The organism is Citrobacter sp. XY323 (assembly GCF_025106035.1).
Taxonomy (GTDB): Bacteria; Pseudomonadota; Gammaproteobacteria; order Enterobacterales; family Enterobacteriaceae; genus Citrobacter; species Citrobacter braakii.
Genome location: NZ_JANYUK010000023.1, coordinates 10,249 through 28,788, shown reverse-complemented (window position 1 = coordinate 28,788; position 18,540 = coordinate 10,249). Strand labels below are relative to the sequence as shown.

Below are 18,540 nucleotides of genomic sequence, written 5' to 3'. Positions count from 1 at the left end.
GGAACCCTACGTGGAACACATCTCCACCACCACGCTCATTGTCACGCTTCTCATCATGGTGGTCATTTCCGCCTATTTTTCCGGTTCTGAAACCGGAATGATGACCCTGAATCGCTATCGTCTACGTCATCGGGCCAAGCAGGGAAATCGTCAGGCAAAACGCGTTGAAAAGCTACTTCGTAAGCCGGACCGCCTGATAAGCCTGGTGCTCATCGGTAATAATCTGGTGAATATTCTGGCCTCCGCGCTCGGCACCATTGTCGGTATGCGCCTGTATGGCGATGCGGGTGTCGCCATTGCCACTGGGGTACTGACGTTTGTCGTGCTGGTTTTTGCCGAAGTACTGCCCAAGACTATTGCTGCGCTGTATCCAGAAAAAGTCGCCTATCCGAGCAGTGTACTGCTGGCTCCACTGCAGATTCTGATGATGCCGTTGGTGTGGCTACTCAATACCATCACGCGGCTACTTATGCGCATGATGGGCATCAAAACGGATATCGTGGTGAGCGGTTCGCTGAGTAAAGATGAACTGCGAACGCTGGTGAATGAATCGCGCTCGCAAATCTCACGCCGTAACCAGGATATGCTGCTGTCAGTGCTGGATCTGGAAAAAGTCAGCGTCGATGACATCATGATCCCGCGTAACGAAATCATCGGCATTGATATTAACGATGACTGGAAGTCAATCGTGCGTCAGCTTTCGCACTCTCCACACGGCCGTATTGTGCTGTACCGCGACTCGCTGGACGACGCCATCAGTATGCTGCGCGTACGTGAAGCCTGGCGATTGATGGCAGAGAAAAAAGAGTTCACCAAAGAGACCATGTTACGTGCCGCCGACGAAATTTATTACGTCCCGGAAGGTACGCCTCTCAGCACCCAGCTCATTAAGTTTCAGCGAAACAAGAAGAAAGTGGGTCTGGTTGTCAATGAATATGGCGATATTCAGGGGCTGGTCACGGTCGAAGATATTCTGGAAGAGATTGTCGGCGACTTCACCACTTCAATGTCACCCACGCTTGCCGAAGAGGTAACGCCGCAGAATGATGGCTCGGTGATCATTGACGGCAGCGCCAACGTTCGTGAAATCAATAAGGCGTTTAACTGGCACCTGCCGGAAGATGACGCACGTACCGTGAATGGTATTATTCTTGAAGCGCTGGAAGAGATCCCGGTTGCCGGCACGCGTGTGCGCATTGGACAGTACGATATCGATATTCTCGACGTGCAGGACAATATGATTAAACAGGTGCAGGTATTGCCGGTCAAACCGCTACGGGAAAGCGTGTCGGACCAGTGAGAGTAATTCAGGCCGGGTAGCGCGTGAGCATTACCCGACCTGAAGGCTGATTAGCCTTTGGCTTTCGCCACAGAGACCATCGCGGCGCGGATGGTACGTCCGTTCAGGGTATAGCCTTTCTGCATTACCATCAGCACATTACCGGCAGCAACGTCGTCAGACTCTACCATTGCAATTGCCTGGTGCACGTTCGGGTCCATCGGCACATCGATATCCGCAACCACCTGTACACCAAACTTCGCCACGACATCCAGCATTGACTTACGGGTCAGCTCAATACCTTCAACCATCGCCGCCATAGCGTCATTATCTTTATCCGCCACTTCCAGCGCGCGGTCCAGGCTATCCAGCACCGGCAGCAGTTCGTTGACGAATTTTTCCAGCGCAAACTTATGCGCTTTTTCTACGTCCAGTTCGGTACGACGACGCAGGTTTTCCATTTCCGCTTTGATACGCAACACGCTGTCGCGCTCGCGAGTTTCGGCCTCAGCAAGCTGAGCTTCCAGATTCGCAATTTTTTCATCGCGCGGATCCACCTGCTCAGCAGAAGCGTCTGATTCAACCGCCTCAACTTCTTCGTGCTGATCCATGATAATTTCTTCCGGGGCTTGCCCCTCAGGCGTTTTCTGTTCTTTACTACTCATGAATTTCTCCGCGTTTTTTTCGCATTCATCTCGCTAACTTGGCTTATTATGGGGATCAGATTCAGGGATTCAAGGGAAGTACTCACATTGTCACTAATCTTCGTTACAAGGACCTCGAGAAAATGAACAAACATTTCAAGTGTATTGGCATTGTGGGGCATCCACGTCACCCCACTGCACTGACCACACATGAAATGCTCTACCGTTGGCTGTGCACCAAAGGTTATGAGGTTATCGTTGAGCAACAAATCGCCCACGAACTGCAGCTGAAAAATGTGAAAACCGGCACGCTCGCAGAGATTGGCCAACAGGCAGACCTCGCCGTGGTAGTCGGCGGCGACGGCAATATGCTGGGCGCCGCACGCACCCTGGCACGTTATGACATCAAGGTAATTGGCATTAACCGCGGCAACCTCGGTTTTTTGACCGACCTTGACCCAGACAATGCCCAACAACAGTTAGCTGACGTGCTGGAAGGCCACTACATCAGCGAAAAGCGCTTTTTACTCGAAGCTCAGGTGTGTCAACAGGATTGCCAGAAGCGCATTAGCACTGCCATCAATGAAGTTGTGCTGCATCCCGGGAAAGTGGCGCACATGATTGAATTTGAAGTCTATATCGATGAAATTTTTGCCTTCTCCCAACGTTCAGATGGGCTGATTATCTCCACGCCGACCGGCTCTACCGCCTACTCGCTCTCTGCCGGAGGCCCAATTCTGACGCCTTCTCTGGATGCCATTACGCTGGTACCTATGTTTCCGCATACGCTTTCCGCGCGACCGCTGGTGATCAACAGTAGCAGCACCATTCGCCTGCGCTTTTCTCATCGCCGTAACGATCTGGAGATCAGCTGTGACAGCCAAATCGCCCTACCTATACAGGAAGGTGAAGACGTATTGATTCGCCGCTGTGATTATCATCTGAACCTGATACATCCAAAAGATTACAGCTATTTCAACACATTAAGCACTAAGCTTGGTTGGTCAAAAAAATTATTCTAATTTAACGCTAACCTCTTTACTGTATAAAAAACCAGTTTATACTGTATGAAATCACAGTTATGGTTTTTCATACAGGAAAACAGCTATGTTGGCACAACTGACCATCAGCAATTTTGCTATCGTTCGTGAACTTGAGATCGATTTCCAGAACGGAATGACCGTTATCACCGGTGAGACCGGTGCGGGTAAGTCCATTGCCATTGATGCTCTCGGTTTGTGTCTGGGCGGACGCGCAGACGCAGACATGGTGCGTGCAGGCGCCATGCGAGCCGACCTTTGCGCCCGTTTTGCCTTAAAAGATACCCCCGCAGCCCTGCGCTGGCTGGAAGAGAACCAGCTTGAGGAAGGCCGTGAGTGTTTGCTACGTCGCGTTATCAGCAGCGATGGCCGCTCCCGTGGGTTTATTAACGGAACCGCCGTTCCGTTATCGCAGTTGCGCGAGCTGGGCCAGTTACTTATTCAAATCCATGGCCAGCATGCGCATCAGCTCCTGACAAAATCAGAACACCAAAAATCCCTGCTTGATGGTTACGCCAATGAAGCGTCTCTGACCCAGGAAATGGCTGCGCGCTACCAACTGTGGCACCAAAGTTGTCGTGACCTGGCGCATCATCAGCAACAAAGCCTGGAACGCGCAGCCCGGGCGGAATTGTTGCAATACCAGTTAAAGGAACTGAACGAATTCAATCCGCAGCCGGGTGAGTTTGAGCAAATTGATGAAGAGTACAAGCGCCTGGCTAACAGTGGGCAATTGCTCACCACCAGCCAACAGGCGCTGGCTATCCTGGCTGATGGTGAAGACATCAATCTGCAAAGCCAACTGTACACCGCAAAACACCTGGTCACTGAACTGGCAGGCATGGACGGCAAACTTTCAGGTATTCTGGATATGCTGGAAGAGGCCACCATCCAGCTCAGCGAAGCCAGCGACGAGCTGCGCCACTATTGCGATCGTCTGGATTTAGACCCTAACCGCTTGTTCGAACTCGAACAGCGTATCTCCAGGCAAATCTCGTTGGCGCGTAAGCATCATGTTGCCCCTGAAGTGCTGCCACAGTTCTATCAGTCGTTGCTGGATGAACAACAGCAACTGGACGATCAGGCCGACTCGCTCGAAACCTTAACCCTGGCGGTGAACAATCACCACCTGCAGGCGCTGGAAACGGCAAAAATGCTGCACCAACAGCGTCAGCATTATGCGCAGGAACTGGGGCAACTTATTACAGAGAGCATGCATGCTCTCTCGATGCCGCACGGTGTCTTTTGCATTGATGTGAAATTTGAGGAGCACCACCTGAGCGCAGACGGTGCCGACCGCGTGGAGTTTAAAGTGACCACTAACCCAGGTCAGCCGTTACAGCCAATTGCGAAAGTCGCTTCCGGCGGGGAACTGTCACGTATTGCGCTGGCTATTCAGGTCATTACAGCACGTAAGATGGAAACGCCTGCGCTAATTTTCGATGAGGTGGATGTTGGTATCAGCGGCCCGACGGCTGCGGTAGTGGGTAAAATGTTGCGACAGTTGGGCGAGTCAACGCAGGTAATGTGTGTTACTCACCTGCCGCAGGTTGCGGGCTGTGGTCATCAACATTTCTATGTCAGCAAAGAAACAGATGGCGCGATGACGGAAACACACATGCAGCCGCTTGATAAACGCGCTCGCCTGCAGGAATTAGCCCGTCTACTTGGCGGTAGCGAAGTGACGCGCAATACCCTCGCAAATGCAAAAGAACTGCTGGCGGCATAAACTTTTTTACCTTGTGAAGGTCTGAGTTCAACATAAAATCGCCGACCGACCCGACAGCAAAAGGTTTTAAAGTGGTGAAAGGTCTATTATCATCGGCATATTACATATGAGCCGCGTACTGCTCGGGCCCGAAAAGGAATCAAATCACTATGCGCTGTAAAACGCTGACTGCTGCTGCAGCAGTACTACTGATGTTGACTGCAGGCTGTTCCACTCTGGAGCGAGTGGTTTACCGCCCTGACATCAACCAGGGAAATTATCTGACACCTACCGATGTCGCTAAAGTGCGCACGGGTATGACGCAACAGCAGGTTGCTTATGCTCTGGGTACACCAATGATGTCCGATCCTTTTGGCACTAACACCTGGTTTTATGTGTTCCGTCAGCAACCTGGACATGAAGGCGTAACCCAGCAAACGCTGACGCTGACCTTTAACAGCAGCGGCGTATTGACCAACATTGATAACAAACCCGCTTTGACCGATAACAAGTAGGTTTGAGAGATCAAAAAAAGGTGCTCAATGAGCACCTTTTTTATTGTTTGTTACTTTTTAGCGGATTTCTCTGCTCGCTGTCTGCGCAGCTCTTTTGGGTCAGCAATCAGTGGCCGGTAAATTTCCACCCGATCGCCGTCATGCAGAACATCAGCAAGCTTTACCGGACGGCTGTAGATACCCACTTTATTTTTACTGAGATCGATATCGGTACGTAATTCCAGCAGCCCGGAAGCGCGGATAGCCTCTTCCACCGTTGCGCCCTGCTGCAGCGTTACGCGCTGTAAATACTGTTTCTCGGGTAGCGCGTACGCCACTTCAACGACAATTTTAGCCGACGCTGACACTGTAAACCTCTTTCGCGCGAACCGTGAAGGCCTGCACCATATTTGAAGCCAGTTCTTTAAAGATACGGCCAAACGCCAGCTCGATTAACTTATTGGTGAACTCAAAATCAAGGTGGAATTCAATACGACACGCTTCATGACTCAGTGGCGTAAACTTCCAGCCGCCAATCAGCTTCTTGAACGGCCCATCGACCAGATGCATCAGAATGCTCTGATTACTGGTCAGTTGATTGCGCGTGGTGAACGTTTTGCTGATCCCTGCTTTCGAGACATCCACAGCGGCCGTCATTTGTCCCGGAGTCGACTCCAGTACGCGGCTACCGGTGCAACCCGGCAAAAACTGAGGATAGGACTTAACATCATTCACTAGCTGATACATCTGTTCCGCACTGTAGGGTACTAAAGCGGTCCGGCTAATCTGAGGCATAACAATTCCCATCAATATCAATCACACAAATAATACCATTTATCACCCGCTAAAAAAAACGCTATAGCCTAACTCGTGCTAAGATAGCGCCTTGCGCCCCGCTGGATGAAATGGGGTGTTTTTCGATTCCAGATTACCTATACTGAGCGGCATTATGACGAAGAAAAAAGCACACAAACCTGGCTCAGCCACAATCGCGCTAAACAAGCGCGCACGACACGAATACTTTATTGAAGAAGAGTTCGAAGCAGGACTCGCCCTGCAAGGTTGGGAAGTCAAATCCCTGCGCGCGGGTAAAGCCAACATCGGCGACAGCTATGTCATACTCAAAGACGGCGAAGCGTTCCTGTTTGGCGCCAACTTCACGCCAATGGCGGTGGCCTCAACACACGTGGTATGCGACCCCACCCGAACCCGTAAACTGTTGTTAAACCAGCGTGAACTCGACTCCCTGTATGGTCGTATGAATCGTGATGGTTATACCGTCGTTGCGCTTTCGTTGTACTGGAAGAATGCCTGGTGCAAAGTGAAAATTGGCGTTGCGAAAGGTAAGAAACAGCACGACAAGCGCTCTGATGTGAAAGAACGCGAATGGCAGTTAGATAAAGCGCGTATCATGAAAAATGCTGGCCGCTAAACGCTACTCCCCTCTGACCAGTCTCCCCTCCTGAGACTGGTTCTTATTTTTTAGTTATCGAAACCCACACAATACATTCACCGCGTTTATAGTTTATTTATGCTGAATCGTTCAGATATGAAATAAACCCCCTGTCATTACCGTAGCGGTCTATAGTCCAATAATATAAAAGTTCAAGACCATAGCATTCATATTTCCATTTATTGAATAACACTATTATTACTGTTGTTTATTATATTGATGTTTATTTCAATAAAAACAAACCCATTTAAATACAATTATTTACCATAAAAACAACCATGAAAAGCAAACTGGAAAGTATCCTTTTCAAATGACTAATTACTTTTTTAATATGGATAAGTTGCAGAATACTTTCTTTCTGACTATATCATCTAATACGAAAGAACTATTCAGCCGAAAGGGCCCGGACGTATTTAATCAATAAACTAACATCTATGTGACCTAATCAATGAAATTACATGTGTAAATTCATCTTTATGATGAACGGAGCCCCTATCTGCTCATTTTCCCAGCGCGCTGTTGCGGATTAATACTCCCGGCATGCCATCAGGAGTGAACATATGCGTCTACTCGCCGTTGTATCAAAATTAACTGGCGTTTCCACAAATGTTGAAGCCTCTGAAGTTACGCTCAGTTCACCTTCTATCGTGAAACTGTCTGTGTCGCGTGAGGAGGTGAGTCAACTCACGCGCGTTAATCAGGATCTGGTTGTCACACTCCGCTCAGGTGAAACCATCACCATTAAAAATTTCTACCTCGGAAAAGGTGAAGCGCAAAACCAACTTGTTCTGGAAGACAGTAATGGCGCACTGTGGTGGGTTCAGGATACTGACGGAGCATTCCATTTCCAGCACCTGGACGATCTCACACCGCTGATGACGGCCGAAGGCAGTCATGAAGGCGGCGCCGTCTGGCCGTGGGTTCTTGGCGGGATCGCTGTCGCTGGCGGGATTGGCCTCGCTGCGGGTGGTGGTGGCGGCGGCGGTGGGAGCGATAATAACGCTGGGAACGGTAATGCCGGGAACGGCAATGGTAGCGGCGGCAATGGCAACGGCGGCAACGGCGAAGGTAACGGTAACGGTAACGGTAACGGTAACGGTAACGGTAATGGTGACGGTGACGGTGACGGCGGCACACCGCCAACGACAACCCCTAACAGGCCTGACGTACCCGTTATCACCAGCATAATCGATAACCAGGAGCTGATTACTGGCCCTGTCAATCAGCAGGAATCCACCAACGATAATACGCCGACACTCCAGGGCACCGGCCCCGCGAATGCCACATTACATATTTTTGATAACGGCGTCGAAATAGGCCAGGTCACAATCGATGCCAACGGCAACTGGTCGTTTACGCCATCCTCTCCTCTGGCAGACGGCACACACCAGTTTACCGTCAGCGCTTCAAACGGTGCTGGCAGCAGCGGCATGTCGGACAGTTGGGAAATTATTGTCGATTCGCTTGCCCCCGATGCCCCCGTGGTCACTCAGGAAACCGACAATGTCGGTTCCATTACCGGCTTTATCGCCAATAACGGCGTAACCGACGATGCTACGCCGACGCTCACTGGCACAGGCGAAGTAGGTAGTTTCATCAGCATTTCTGATAACGGCATTCTGATCGGCATGGTCCGGGTGGATGACAATGGGAACTGGACATTTACACCGGACATTCCGCTCAGCGATGGTGTTCACAATCTGACGCTGACGCAAACTGACGCCGCAGGTAACGTGAGCGCGGAAACGCGCGTGCCGACATTCACCGTTGATACCACCCCGCCTGCAGCCGCAGTCATTTCCTCCGTTAATCCGGAAGGTACAACGGTAACCGGTAGCGCTGAGGCGGGAAGCCTGGTCATTATCATCGGCAGTAATAATCAGGTTTTGGGTTCAACAACGGTCGATCAAACCGGCAATTTCGTCATCGCGATTTCGCCCTCACAGACGCACGGTGAAGCGCTGATCGCGAAAATTCAGGACCAAGCAGGCAACATCGGGCCAGATACCTCTTTCAATGCCACCAACTCTGGCTACCCAGGCGTGCCCGTTATCGTCAGCATAATGGATGATTTTGCACCCTCAACCGGACCATTGAGCAATAATCAGGCCACCAATGATAATACCCCCACGCTCTCTGGCACTGCCGACGCCAACAGCACGGTGACTATTTACGACAACGGCACAATTATCGACAGCGTACTGGCTGACGGTAACGGTAACTGGACATGGACTTCCAGCTCCCCGTTATCAGATGAGCTACACGCCTTCAGCGCCACCGCGACAAACCAGTCAGGTACAGGAGGCATGTCACCAGCGTTCAATATCAACATCGACACCCAGCCACCGTCGCCACCTGATGATCTCAACGTATCTGCGGATGGGACTGTCGTCACCGGAACGACCGAACCAGGCAATACCGTGGTTATCACCGGCAGTGGCGGAACTCAGATCGGCAGCGGCGTCGCCGGAACGGACGGCTCATTTACCATCACCATTAACCCACCACAGACCAATGGTGAAACCGTTGAAGCCATCGCAACCGATCCGGCAGGAAACCCAAGCCTGCCAGAAACGGCGCTTGCACCAGACATTACCGCGCCACAGCCCCCAACAAACCTGCTAGTTAATGGCACTGGCGACCAGGTCACCGGCAAGGCCGAACCCAACAGTACGGTCAATATTCTGGATCCAGATGGCAATATCATTGGTACGGCAACTGCCGATACGGATGGGGATTTCACCGCAACGCTGGTTCCGCCGCAAACCAACGGCGAGACCCTTACGGCAAATGCGACCGACACCGCAGGCAACAAGGGCGACGAAGCCTCTGTCAAAGCACCGGACACCACCGCACCTGATGCGCCAACCGGCGTCACCGTCGCCGGAGACGGCGGTTCTGTAAGCGGACATGCTGAAGCGGGAAGCACCGTCACCGTTAAAGACAGCAACGGTAACCCGATTGGCATAGGCCAGGCTGACAGCGGCGGCAATTTCACCGTGTCTATCGCGCCGTCGCAAAAGAACGGCGAAACGGTAAAAGTCACCGCAACGGACAGTAGCAATAACGAGAGTCAGCCTACCTCCGCGTTGGCTCCGGATATCACTGCACCAAACCAGCCAGTTATTATTGCCGTTACTGATGATGTTGACGATTTCACTGGCCCCATCAATAACAATGCGTTAACCAACGACGATAAACCGAAAATTGAAGGCATCGCCGAAGCAGGTTCGCGGGTCAAAATTTATGATAATGGCACCCTGCTTGCGACCGTTAACGCTGATAACAACGGTAACTGGAACTATACGCCCACCGCAGCACTAAGCCAGGGCGCGCACGTATTTACGGTGACGGCAACAGACGCTGCCAACAACACCAGCAGCGCCGCCAGTTGGAAAATTATTGTCGATAGCATCGCCCCAACCGTTCCAGTAATAACGTTGGTTAACGATGATGTTGGCAGCATTACGGGCAACGTTGCAAATAACGGTTGGGTCACCAACGATAACACGCCAACCCTCTCGGGTACCGGTGAACCAGGTTCACTGGTGAGCCTGTACGATGGCAGTCTGTTGATGACGGTTATTCTTGTCGACAGTTCGGGCACCTGGAGCTATACCGTTCCGGGAAATCAGGTGCTCAGCGACCGCACTCATCAGTTTACGGTATCGGCAACCGATGCTGCCGGTAATGTCATCACCTCACCCACAGTGGTCAGCGTTACCGTAGATACTCAACCGCCAGGCGATCCTGTCATTTTGGTTGCCACCGACGACGTTGGGAATGCGCCGATCGATCTGCCTTCCGGAAGCCGTTCAAACGATACCTTGCCAGAGCTGAAAGGAACCGGAATAGCCGGTTCTACAATCACCCTCTATGAGGGTTCCACGCCAATTGGCACCACAACGGTTTTACCCGCCGGCACCTGGAGTATTCAACTCAGCCAACCGCTCAGTGAAGGCGCACACAATTTATCTGCTATCGCCACGGACGCTGCAGGCAACGCCAGCAATGCAGGGAACTTTACGCTGACGATTGATACCACCCCACCAGTTGCCCCGGTTATCAGCTCCGCAGAAGGTCTGATTGGGACAAATCTTCAAACGCTGAGTAACGGCAGCAGTACCAAGAGCTCGAATCCCGAACTCTCCGGAACCGGCGAGCCCGGCGCGAAGATTACGATTTATGATAATGGCGGTTCTATTGGCATCGTCACCGTACAGCCAGACGGCACCTGGACATTTACCCCAACCTCACTCGCCGACGGGCCGCATAAATTTACCGCCACGGCGACTGACGTCGCGGGCAACACGGGGATCCCATCGGCAAGCTTTACTCTGACAGTAGACAATACGCCTCCCGCACAACCAGCCGCGCCAATCATTACCGACGATGTGGCTCCGGTAACGGGTGTGGTCACTAATGGCAACACCAATGACACCACGCCAACCTTTAGCGGCACGGGGAACGTCGGGGATCTGATTACCCTCTATCTTGCTGGTACTCCCCCATTGCAGGGAACAGCAACAGTAGGTGCAGACGGTACCTGGAGCTTCACTCCGTCAGCACCGATTGTTCCTGGTAGTTATCAGGTAACTCTCACCGCAACCGATCCAGCAGGCAACGTCAGCCTGCCATCTAACGCCATAACACTGAACATCGACACGACGCCGTCTGCACCACCGGTGATCATCGCCGCCAACGATAATGTCGGTGATGTCACGGGCGACCTTGCGCCAGATGCCGTGACTGATGACACCACACCAACCATTCGCGGTACTGGCACAGACGGGGATACCATCACCCTGTATAACGGGGGGACGGTGATCGGTACTACAACGGTGGCTGGTGGAACCTGGAGTATTACGCCAGGGACTGCGCTGGCGAACGGAAGCTACACATTAAGCACCACCGCAACCGATCCGGCAGGTAACATCAGCAACAATTCAAACAGCATTTCGTTTACGGTTAACAACACGAAGCTGACGTTGCCGCAGGTAACGGATATCCAGGATAACGTTGGAATCTTTACCGGTTCGCTAACCAGTGGCAGCGTCACGGACGATACCACCCCGACCATTAGCGGGACCGGCACACCGGGCAGTACAGTGTTAATTTTCGATGGCAATAATCCCGTCGCAATTGCTACGGCTACCGTTGCTGCTAACGGCACCTGGAGTGTGGATGTTCCCCTCACGCCGAACGTCACTCACACACTGACGTTCGGCGCAGTGGATGCCGCAGGTAACTCACTGGCTGCAGATAACCCGCTGACGTTGATTGTCGATACCCAGCCGCCTGCAACGCCTACGGTTACCAGCGTAGATCCTAACGGGACGCTGGTAAGCGGTACGGCCGAAGAAGGCAGCACCGTGATTATTCGCAGCGGTAACACCATTCTCGGCCAGGGGGTGGCAGACGGTTCTGGTAACTTTGCTGTCACCATTTCGCCAGCGCAAACAACCGGTCAGGCGCTCAATGCCATCGCTCAGGACCCCGCCGGAAATCAAAGCGACCCTACAACGTTTAACGCCGCTACCTCCAGCGTTCCGCATCCACCGACTCTTGAGATCGTTGATGACATCGCGCCCATCATGGGGGTGATTGGCAACGGTAAAACCACCAACGACACCTTACCGCTGCTGCAAGGGACGGCCACTGCTGGGGCATCGGTGACTATCTATCAAAATGGCGCATCCATCGCCACGGTAACCGCCGATGCCGTGTCTGGCGCATGGAGTTATCAGCTACCCACTGCGCTGACTAACGGCATAACCTATAACTTCACGGTTTCACAAACGGTGGACGGTACCCCAAGTGGTCTGTCGCCCAACTACGCAATCACCATCGACACCACGCCCCCGCAGGTGCCAACTATCACCAGCATTATTGACGATATTGCCCCCGGCACCGGATCGTTGGATAAAGGGCAAATTACCAACGATTCACGCCCAACGTTTAACGGAACCGGCGAAGCGGGGGCAACCATCACCCTTTACGATAATGGCATCGCTTATGCCACTACCACGGTAAACAGCAACGGATTCTGGAGTTTTACCCCGACCGCTCCGCTGGGAGAAGGCGACCATATCTTTACCGCTCGCGCAACAGATGCCGCAGGCAACCAGGGAGATCCATCCGGTGATTTCCAGATCATTGTCGATACCCTGGTGCCGAATGCCCCCTCTATTGTGACAGTCACGGACAACGTTGGTGCGATTCAGACCCTGACCTCCGGGCAGTTGACCAACGATAATACTCCAACGCTTGCTGGCGTTACCGAGGCGGATTCGCTTGTTACCATCCGCGATAACGGGGCGGTCATCGGCACAAGCATCAGCGATGAAAACGGCAACTGGAGCTTTACGCCTGCGCCTGCCCTCGGTGAAGGCAGCCACTCGCTGACTGCCACTGTCACAGATGGCGCGGGCAATATCAGCCCGGCAACGCCGCCGTTTGTGGTTGTCGTCGACACGCTGCCGCCAGCGGCACCGACCATTACCTCCGTAATTGACGATCAGCCTGGCAATACAGCGCTGACCAACGGACAACTGACAAACGATGCGCAGCCTACGCTGAACGGCAAAGGCGAGATCGGTACCATCATCACGATCCGTGATAACGGCGTCGCCATCGGTACAGCGCAGGTGGACGAGTCAGGCAACTGGCGCTTCACACCGGATGCACCGCTGGGACAGGGACAACATATATTCACCACCGTTGCCACCGATCAGGCAGGTAACTCCGGCGGAGTATCATCATCGTTTACTATTGAGCTGGACTCAGTTGCCCCGTCAATCCCGGTCATCAGCTCAGTTCAGGACAGCACCGCACCGACAACAGGCCCGATAACCAACGGGCAGACCACGAATGAATCCCGTCCGGCCCTGAGCGGCACCGGTGAAATTGGCGCGACCATAACCGTCCTGAGCGATGGTCAGCCCATCGGCACCACCACCGTTGGGGCAAACGGCACCTGGAGCTTAACCCCAACGGATGCACTCAGTAACGGCCCGCATACGCTGACCGTCACCGCCACCGACAGCGCCGGTAATACCAGCCAGCCATCCAATAGCTTCACGCTTATCGTGGATACCGTGTTGCCTGGTACGCCAGCGATTACTCAGGTTGCAGATGATGTCGGCCCGCTGATCGGTAATCTGAACAACGGTCAGGCCACGAACGATCCACTCCCGACGCTTAGCGGCACGGCTGAAGCCAATTCCACGGTAAGAGTTTACGATAACGGATCGTTTATCGGCTTTACCTCAGCGGATGGCACGGGCGCCTGGAGCTTCACGCCAGGAACCGAGCTTGGCAACGGTAACCACGCGCTGACAGTGACAGCCACCGACGCTGCCGGAAACGTCAGCCTCACGTCCGCTGGATTTAACATCGTTGTTGATACCGTCGCCCCGCTTGCGCCAACGATTATCCAGGCTTTTGATGACGTGCTGCCGGGAACCGGAACGCTGTCGAGCGGGGCCTTTACCAACGACACCCGTCCCGTACTCAACGGCTCAGCGGAAGCCGGTGCCCGAGTAGCCATCTACGATAATGGCACGCTGCTGGCAACGGTAACTGCGGCGATAGACGGCACCTGGGAATATCTGCCTGCCGCGCTGGGTAACGGTCAGCATGTGTTTACCGCTATCGCCACCGATGCGGCCGGAAACGTAAGTCCCACCTCCGGCGGGTTTATTATTAATGTCGACACCATTGCGCCATCCGCCCCGCTGCTGGTCTCAGTGGTGGATGATATCGCAGGCGGCGTGTTCAATGCGGCGCTCAACAACGGACAACTGACCAACGATGCGCGCCCGACGCTGAACGGTACCGCCGAGGCAGGCAGCACCGTCAGCATCTATGATGGAAGCACCCTGCTGGGTACGGCGCTGGTGCAAAGTAATAACAGTTGGTCGTTTACCCCAACTACGCCGCTGACGAATGGATCGCACACCTTCACCGTCACCGCGACAGATGCGGCGGGCAACACCAGCAGTGCGACGGCAGGCTTTAGCGTGGTGGTCGACACCACAGCGCCGACGCAGCCTTCAATCAGCAGCATTATTGACGACGTCGGGCCAAACACCGGGGCGATTGGCGCTAATCAGCCAACCAACGACGCACGCCCAACGTTAAACGGCACCACAGAAGCCAACGCGCGGGTCGATATTTACGATAACGGCAGCTTTGTCATCAGCGTGACGGCGGACGGCAGCGGCAACTGGAGTTACACCCCAACCACCGCGCTGGCACAAGGTACCCACTCCTTTACCATCACCGCAACGGACAGTGCGGGTAATACCAGTGGCATATCGTCTGCGGCAGCGATCGTGGTCGATACCGTCTCCCCGGGCATTCCTACAGGGCTGGCGGTAAACGCCAACGGTACCACGCTGACCGGCGTTGCCGAGCCAAACAGCACGGTCATTATTACCTCCAGCGGTGGAACGGTGCTCGGCACGGCAACCGCCAACGCCTCCGGTAATTTCACCTTCACGCTGAACCCACCGCAAATCAGTGGGCAAACGCTGCAGGTCAGCGCCCAGGATGCCGCAGGCAACATCGGCACAGCGGGTAACGTTCTGGCACCGTTTACTGGCGTACCGCCTGCGCCGGTTATTGCCAGCGTTCTCGATGACGTCGGTACGATCACGGGGCCCGTCGCGGCGGGCAAAACCACCAATGATACGCTGCCAACGCTCAACGGAACGGCGCAGGCTAACGCCATCGTCAGCCTGTACAACAACGGCGTGCTAATGGGCACCACGACCGCAGACGGTAACGGGATCTGGAGCTTTACCCCATCCGGGGCGCTCAGCGAAGGTAACCACGCGTTTACCGCCACTGCAACAAACGCCAACGGCGCAAGCGGGTTGTCCAGCTCGTTCAGCGTGATTGTGGACACCACGCCACCGACCGCGCCAACGATACTGATCAGCGCCGATGGCGGCACCGTCAGCGGCATCGCCGAAGCGGGAAGCACGGTCACTATCTCCCTGCCCGGCGGCACCAGCGTGACGGCAATCGCCAACAGCAGCGGTGTCTACAGCGTCAACCTGCCGGTTCGCCAGATTGAAGGTCAGTCGCTGTCCGCCACAGCGACCGATGCGGCGGGCAATACCTCATCGCCGACAAGCGCTATCGCACCGGTATTACCGCTGCTGGCTGAAGACAATGTCACCAGTCTGCCGCTGCAAACCGATGTCATCGTCAGCACCGATCATCAAAGCGATTATGGTTTCCTGCTGGTTAATGCGTTGGGGAATGTCGCCAACGTGCTGGGGAACGATACGGCAAGCGTTAATTTCAGCATCGCTTCTGGCGGCAGCGGGTCCATTACGATCAATGCCGCCGCGACCGGCGTGGTGCTGTCGCTGTTAAACACGCTGGAGATCGTCATCCAACGCTTTGACACCTCGCTGAATGCCTGGGTAACGGTGGTGGATACCGGTAAATCAGACTTTGCCAGCTTGCTCACCCTGGGCGCCTCGGGCGTAACGCTCAATTACGGCGGGCTGACTGGCGGTGATTACCGCGTGGTCAGTTACAACACCAACCTGCTGGCGACCGGGGCATACACCAGCCTTGATGTCTCGGTGGTAAAAGCCAGCGCAGGGACCATCATCGGCGGTACCACGGAATCCGGGAACATCATCACGGATACCGATCCCGCCAACGGGCAGGATAATGCGCCTTCCGGCACGTTGGTCACCTCCATCACCGACGGTAACGGCAACGTCGTGAATATCCCGGCGGGCGGCATTGATGTGCAGGGGAAATACGGCATCCTGCATATCAATCAGAACGGTAGCTACACCTATACCCTGACCAATACGTCAATCTCGGTGTATGGGCGCTCCGAAAGCTTCACCTACACGCTGACGCATGGCAGCGATCACTCCTCGGCAAAACTGGTGGTAACGCTCGGTCAGGCTCCAACCACCAGCACGGTAACCGCGGCAGACGATGCAGCAGTGCTGACTTACGGAACGCAGGTCATCGCGGTTGACCACTTGCCATCACAACAAACCGGCTTCACGCTCGCCAGCGTCGGACTCGGCAATGTGCTGGATGTCAGTCTGGTCAACGGTCTGACTAACCCGATTAAGTTCAACGTTGACGATGGCGCAACCCGCACGCTGACCGTACAGGCGAATGTTCTCGGCGTGACGCTTGGCGGCTTCGATCTCTATGTTTATCGCTTCAACGAGTCAATTCAGCAGTATGAGCAGTACCGGGTACAGCCAAACTGGGTCACTGCCCTACTGGGCGGAAGTTCGTCAGCGTATACCATTACGCTACCGGGTGGCGATTATCTGTTCCTGCTTAACGCTTCCGGCGGCCTGACGCTGCTGACCAGCTATACCCTGAATATTCAGGCCGATCACACCTACGCCGTCGACAGCCTGAGTGCGACAACCAATGGCAATCTGCTGGTCAACGACTCGGCTCCGGCCAATACCGTTATCACCGAAGTAAACGGTATCGTCGTTAACGGGACGGGCACTACCACTATTAATGGGCAGTACGGCACGCTGACTATCGATGCGAAGGGGAACTACACCTACACGCTAAGAAGCGGACTGGGTGCAGACGGTATCAACACCCCGGACAGCTTCGTGTATAAGGTCAGAGCACCAAACGGCGATACCGGCAGCGCCTCGCTGAATATCAAACCAACGCCGCAGCCGCTGGACGCCGTAAATGACGTCAGCAGCACAATGGCGGTAAGTACCGTTCAGGATTCTGCTGCATACGGAAGCGGCGCGCTGGGAACAGCGACAATTCCGACGCTTGGGAACAAAGCAACCGGTACAGGTTCGTTTGATATCGCGACAAATGACGTACTGAAAAGCGCCACGCTCAACTTCAACATCGGCACGCTTATCACCGTCGGTACGCTGGGCATTGCCTGGACAATCACCGGTCCCGACGGATTCTCGCTTTCTGGCTCTGTACCCGCCAGTTCCATCAGCCTGTTAGGCAGTTCAATTGCCATCTCTCTGGGTAATGCCGAGCTGGCCGCAGGCCATTACAACATCAGCTTCACCGGAACAATGGGAGGACTAGCAGTTGGCAACGTCAGCATTACGCCAAACGTCACGGGCACGACATGGCACCTCAATACCTATGACGTTAACGCCACCACGGTGAATGGCAATATTTTTGATGGCAGTGATGCCGCCGGCGCGCACGATCAGCTCTCAACCGTCCATACCCAGCTCACCGTCACCGGCTTAAACGGCAGTACTGCCACCCTCAATCCGGCCAGCAGCGCCAGTAGCGCAATAATTCAGGGTCATTATGGATCACTGACCATGAACCTGGATGGCTCATACATCTACACGCTGAAGCCGGGTGCAACCGTAGCATCGATCACCAGCAAAGAGACCTTTACCTATACGCTTAACGACCAAAACGGGCATACGGACACCGCTACGCTGACCATCAATATGAATCCGCAGATGGTAAGCACCGCACAGCATGAGGTGATCACCGGATCGGTCTACGGCGATACGCTGATTTATCACCTGCTCAACGCCAACGACGCTACCGGCGGCAACATTAGCAATGGCGCTACCGACAACTGGACCAACTTCTCGCTGGCCCAGGGCGACAAAATCGATATCGGCGACCTGCTGGTGGGCTGGAACGGGCAGAACGCTACGCTCGGCAACTACCTCACCGTGACCACCAACGGTAACAACACGGTGATTGCCATCGACCGCGACGGTACCGGCAACACCTGGCACTCAACCAATCTCATAACGCTGGAGAACGTACACACCACGCTCGATGAGCTGGTGCAACAAAATCACATTGTGCCCTGAAGCTAACGCATAACGTTAAAGCGCCATAACTACAGCCCCGGATGCCATGACGTCCGGGGCAATAACAGTCGTCGCTGCCGTATTT

At 54.1% G+C, this 18,540-nt stretch carries 9 protein-coding genes; 6 read left to right on the top strand and 3 right to left on the bottom strand.

Annotated elements, in window-relative coordinates; genetic code table 11:
• Nucleotides 1-10: 10 nt before the first annotated feature.
• Nucleotides 11-1,300, top strand: coding sequence for an HlyC/CorC family transporter (locus N0B36_RS23445; protein ID WP_008324538.1), 1,290 nt, complete (start codon nt 11-13; stop codon nt 1,298-1,300).
• A 50-nt stretch (nt 1,301-1,350) separates the two neighbouring features.
• Here the strand turns inward: N0B36_RS23445 and grpE are convergent, their stop codons facing one another.
• Nucleotides 1,351-1,944 carry a nucleotide exchange factor GrpE gene (gene grpE / locus N0B36_RS23440; RefSeq protein WP_003031221.1) on the bottom strand — a complete coding sequence of 198 codons (594 nt, stop codon included), beginning with the start codon at nt 1,942-1,944 and terminating at the stop codon, nt 1,351-1,353.
• Nucleotides 1,945-2,066: 122 nt separating this feature from the next.
• Here grpE and nadK point away from each other — a divergent pair, with 122 nt between their 5' ends.
• From nadK to bamE, 3 genes are all read left to right on the top strand, one after another.
• Nucleotides 2,067-2,945 (top strand): NAD(+) kinase, encoded by an 879-nt coding sequence (nadK, locus tag N0B36_RS23435; protein ID WP_016154073.1) that lies wholly within the window; start codon nt 2,067-2,069, stop codon nt 2,943-2,945.
• Between the two features lie 85 nt (nt 2,946-3,030).
• Entirely contained in the window at nt 3,031-4,692 is a 1,662-nt protein-coding gene (recN, locus tag N0B36_RS23430; protein ID WP_019077416.1) for a DNA repair protein RecN, read from the top strand.
• 149 nt (nt 4,693-4,841) lie between these two features.
• Nucleotides 4,842-5,186 (top strand): outer membrane protein assembly factor BamE, encoded by a 345-nt coding sequence (gene bamE, locus N0B36_RS23425; RefSeq protein WP_003826401.1) that lies wholly within the window; start codon nt 4,842-4,844, stop codon nt 5,184-5,186.
• A gap of 50 nt (nt 5,187-5,236) precedes the next feature.
• Here bamE and N0B36_RS23420 read toward each other — a convergent pair whose 3' ends face one another.
• Both N0B36_RS23420 and ratA read right to left on the bottom strand, forming a co-directional pair.
• Complete coding sequence (locus tag N0B36_RS23420; RefSeq protein ID WP_003839823.1) at nt 5,237-5,533, bottom strand: RnfH family protein; 297 nt, start codon at nt 5,531-5,533, stop codon at nt 5,237-5,239.
• Complete coding sequence (gene ratA / locus N0B36_RS23415) at nt 5,517-5,960, bottom strand: type II toxin-antitoxin system toxin RatA (protein ID WP_003031213.1); 444 nt, start codon at nt 5,958-5,960, stop codon at nt 5,517-5,519. The genes N0B36_RS23420 and ratA overlap by 17 nt, the downstream gene beginning before the upstream one ends.
• 154 nt (nt 5,961-6,114) lie before the next feature.
• Here ratA and smpB point away from each other — a divergent pair, with 154 nt between their 5' ends.
• Entirely contained in the window at nt 6,115-6,597 is a 483-nt protein-coding gene (smpB, locus tag N0B36_RS23410; protein WP_003031211.1) for an SsrA-binding protein SmpB, read from the top strand.
• 581 nt (nt 6,598-7,178) lie between these two features.
• Nucleotides 7,179-18,455 carry a BapA/Bap/LapF family large adhesin gene (locus N0B36_RS23405; RefSeq protein WP_259689341.1) on the top strand — a complete coding sequence of 3,759 codons (11,277 nt, stop codon included), beginning with the start codon at nt 7,179-7,181 and terminating at the stop codon, nt 18,453-18,455.
• The last annotated feature ends 85 nt before the right edge of the window (nt 18,456-18,540 follow it).

Excerpts from the sequence above, each read along its gene's own strand:
- grpE (WP_003031221.1), bottom strand. The coding sequence starts at position 1,944 with ATGAGTAGTAAAGAACAGAAAACGCCTGAGGGGCAAGCCCCGGAAGAA.
- nadK (WP_016154073.1), top strand. The coding sequence starts at position 2,067 with ATGAACAAACATTTCAAGTGTATTGGCATTGTGGGGCATCCACGTCAC.
- recN (WP_019077416.1), top strand. The coding sequence starts at position 3,031 with ATGTTGGCACAACTGACCATCAGCAATTTTGCTATCGTTCGTGAACTT.
- bamE (WP_003826401.1), top strand. The coding sequence starts at position 4,842 with ATGCGCTGTAAAACGCTGACTGCTGCTGCAGCAGTACTACTGATGTTG.
- ratA (WP_003031213.1), bottom strand. The coding sequence starts at position 5,960 with ATGCCTCAGATTAGCCGGACCGCTTTAGTACCCTACAGTGCGGAACAG.
- smpB (WP_003031211.1), top strand. The coding sequence starts at position 6,115 with ATGACGAAGAAAAAAGCACACAAACCTGGCTCAGCCACAATCGCGCTA.
- N0B36_RS23405 (WP_259689341.1), top strand. The coding sequence starts at position 7,179 with ATGCGTCTACTCGCCGTTGTATCAAAATTAACTGGCGTTTCCACAAAT.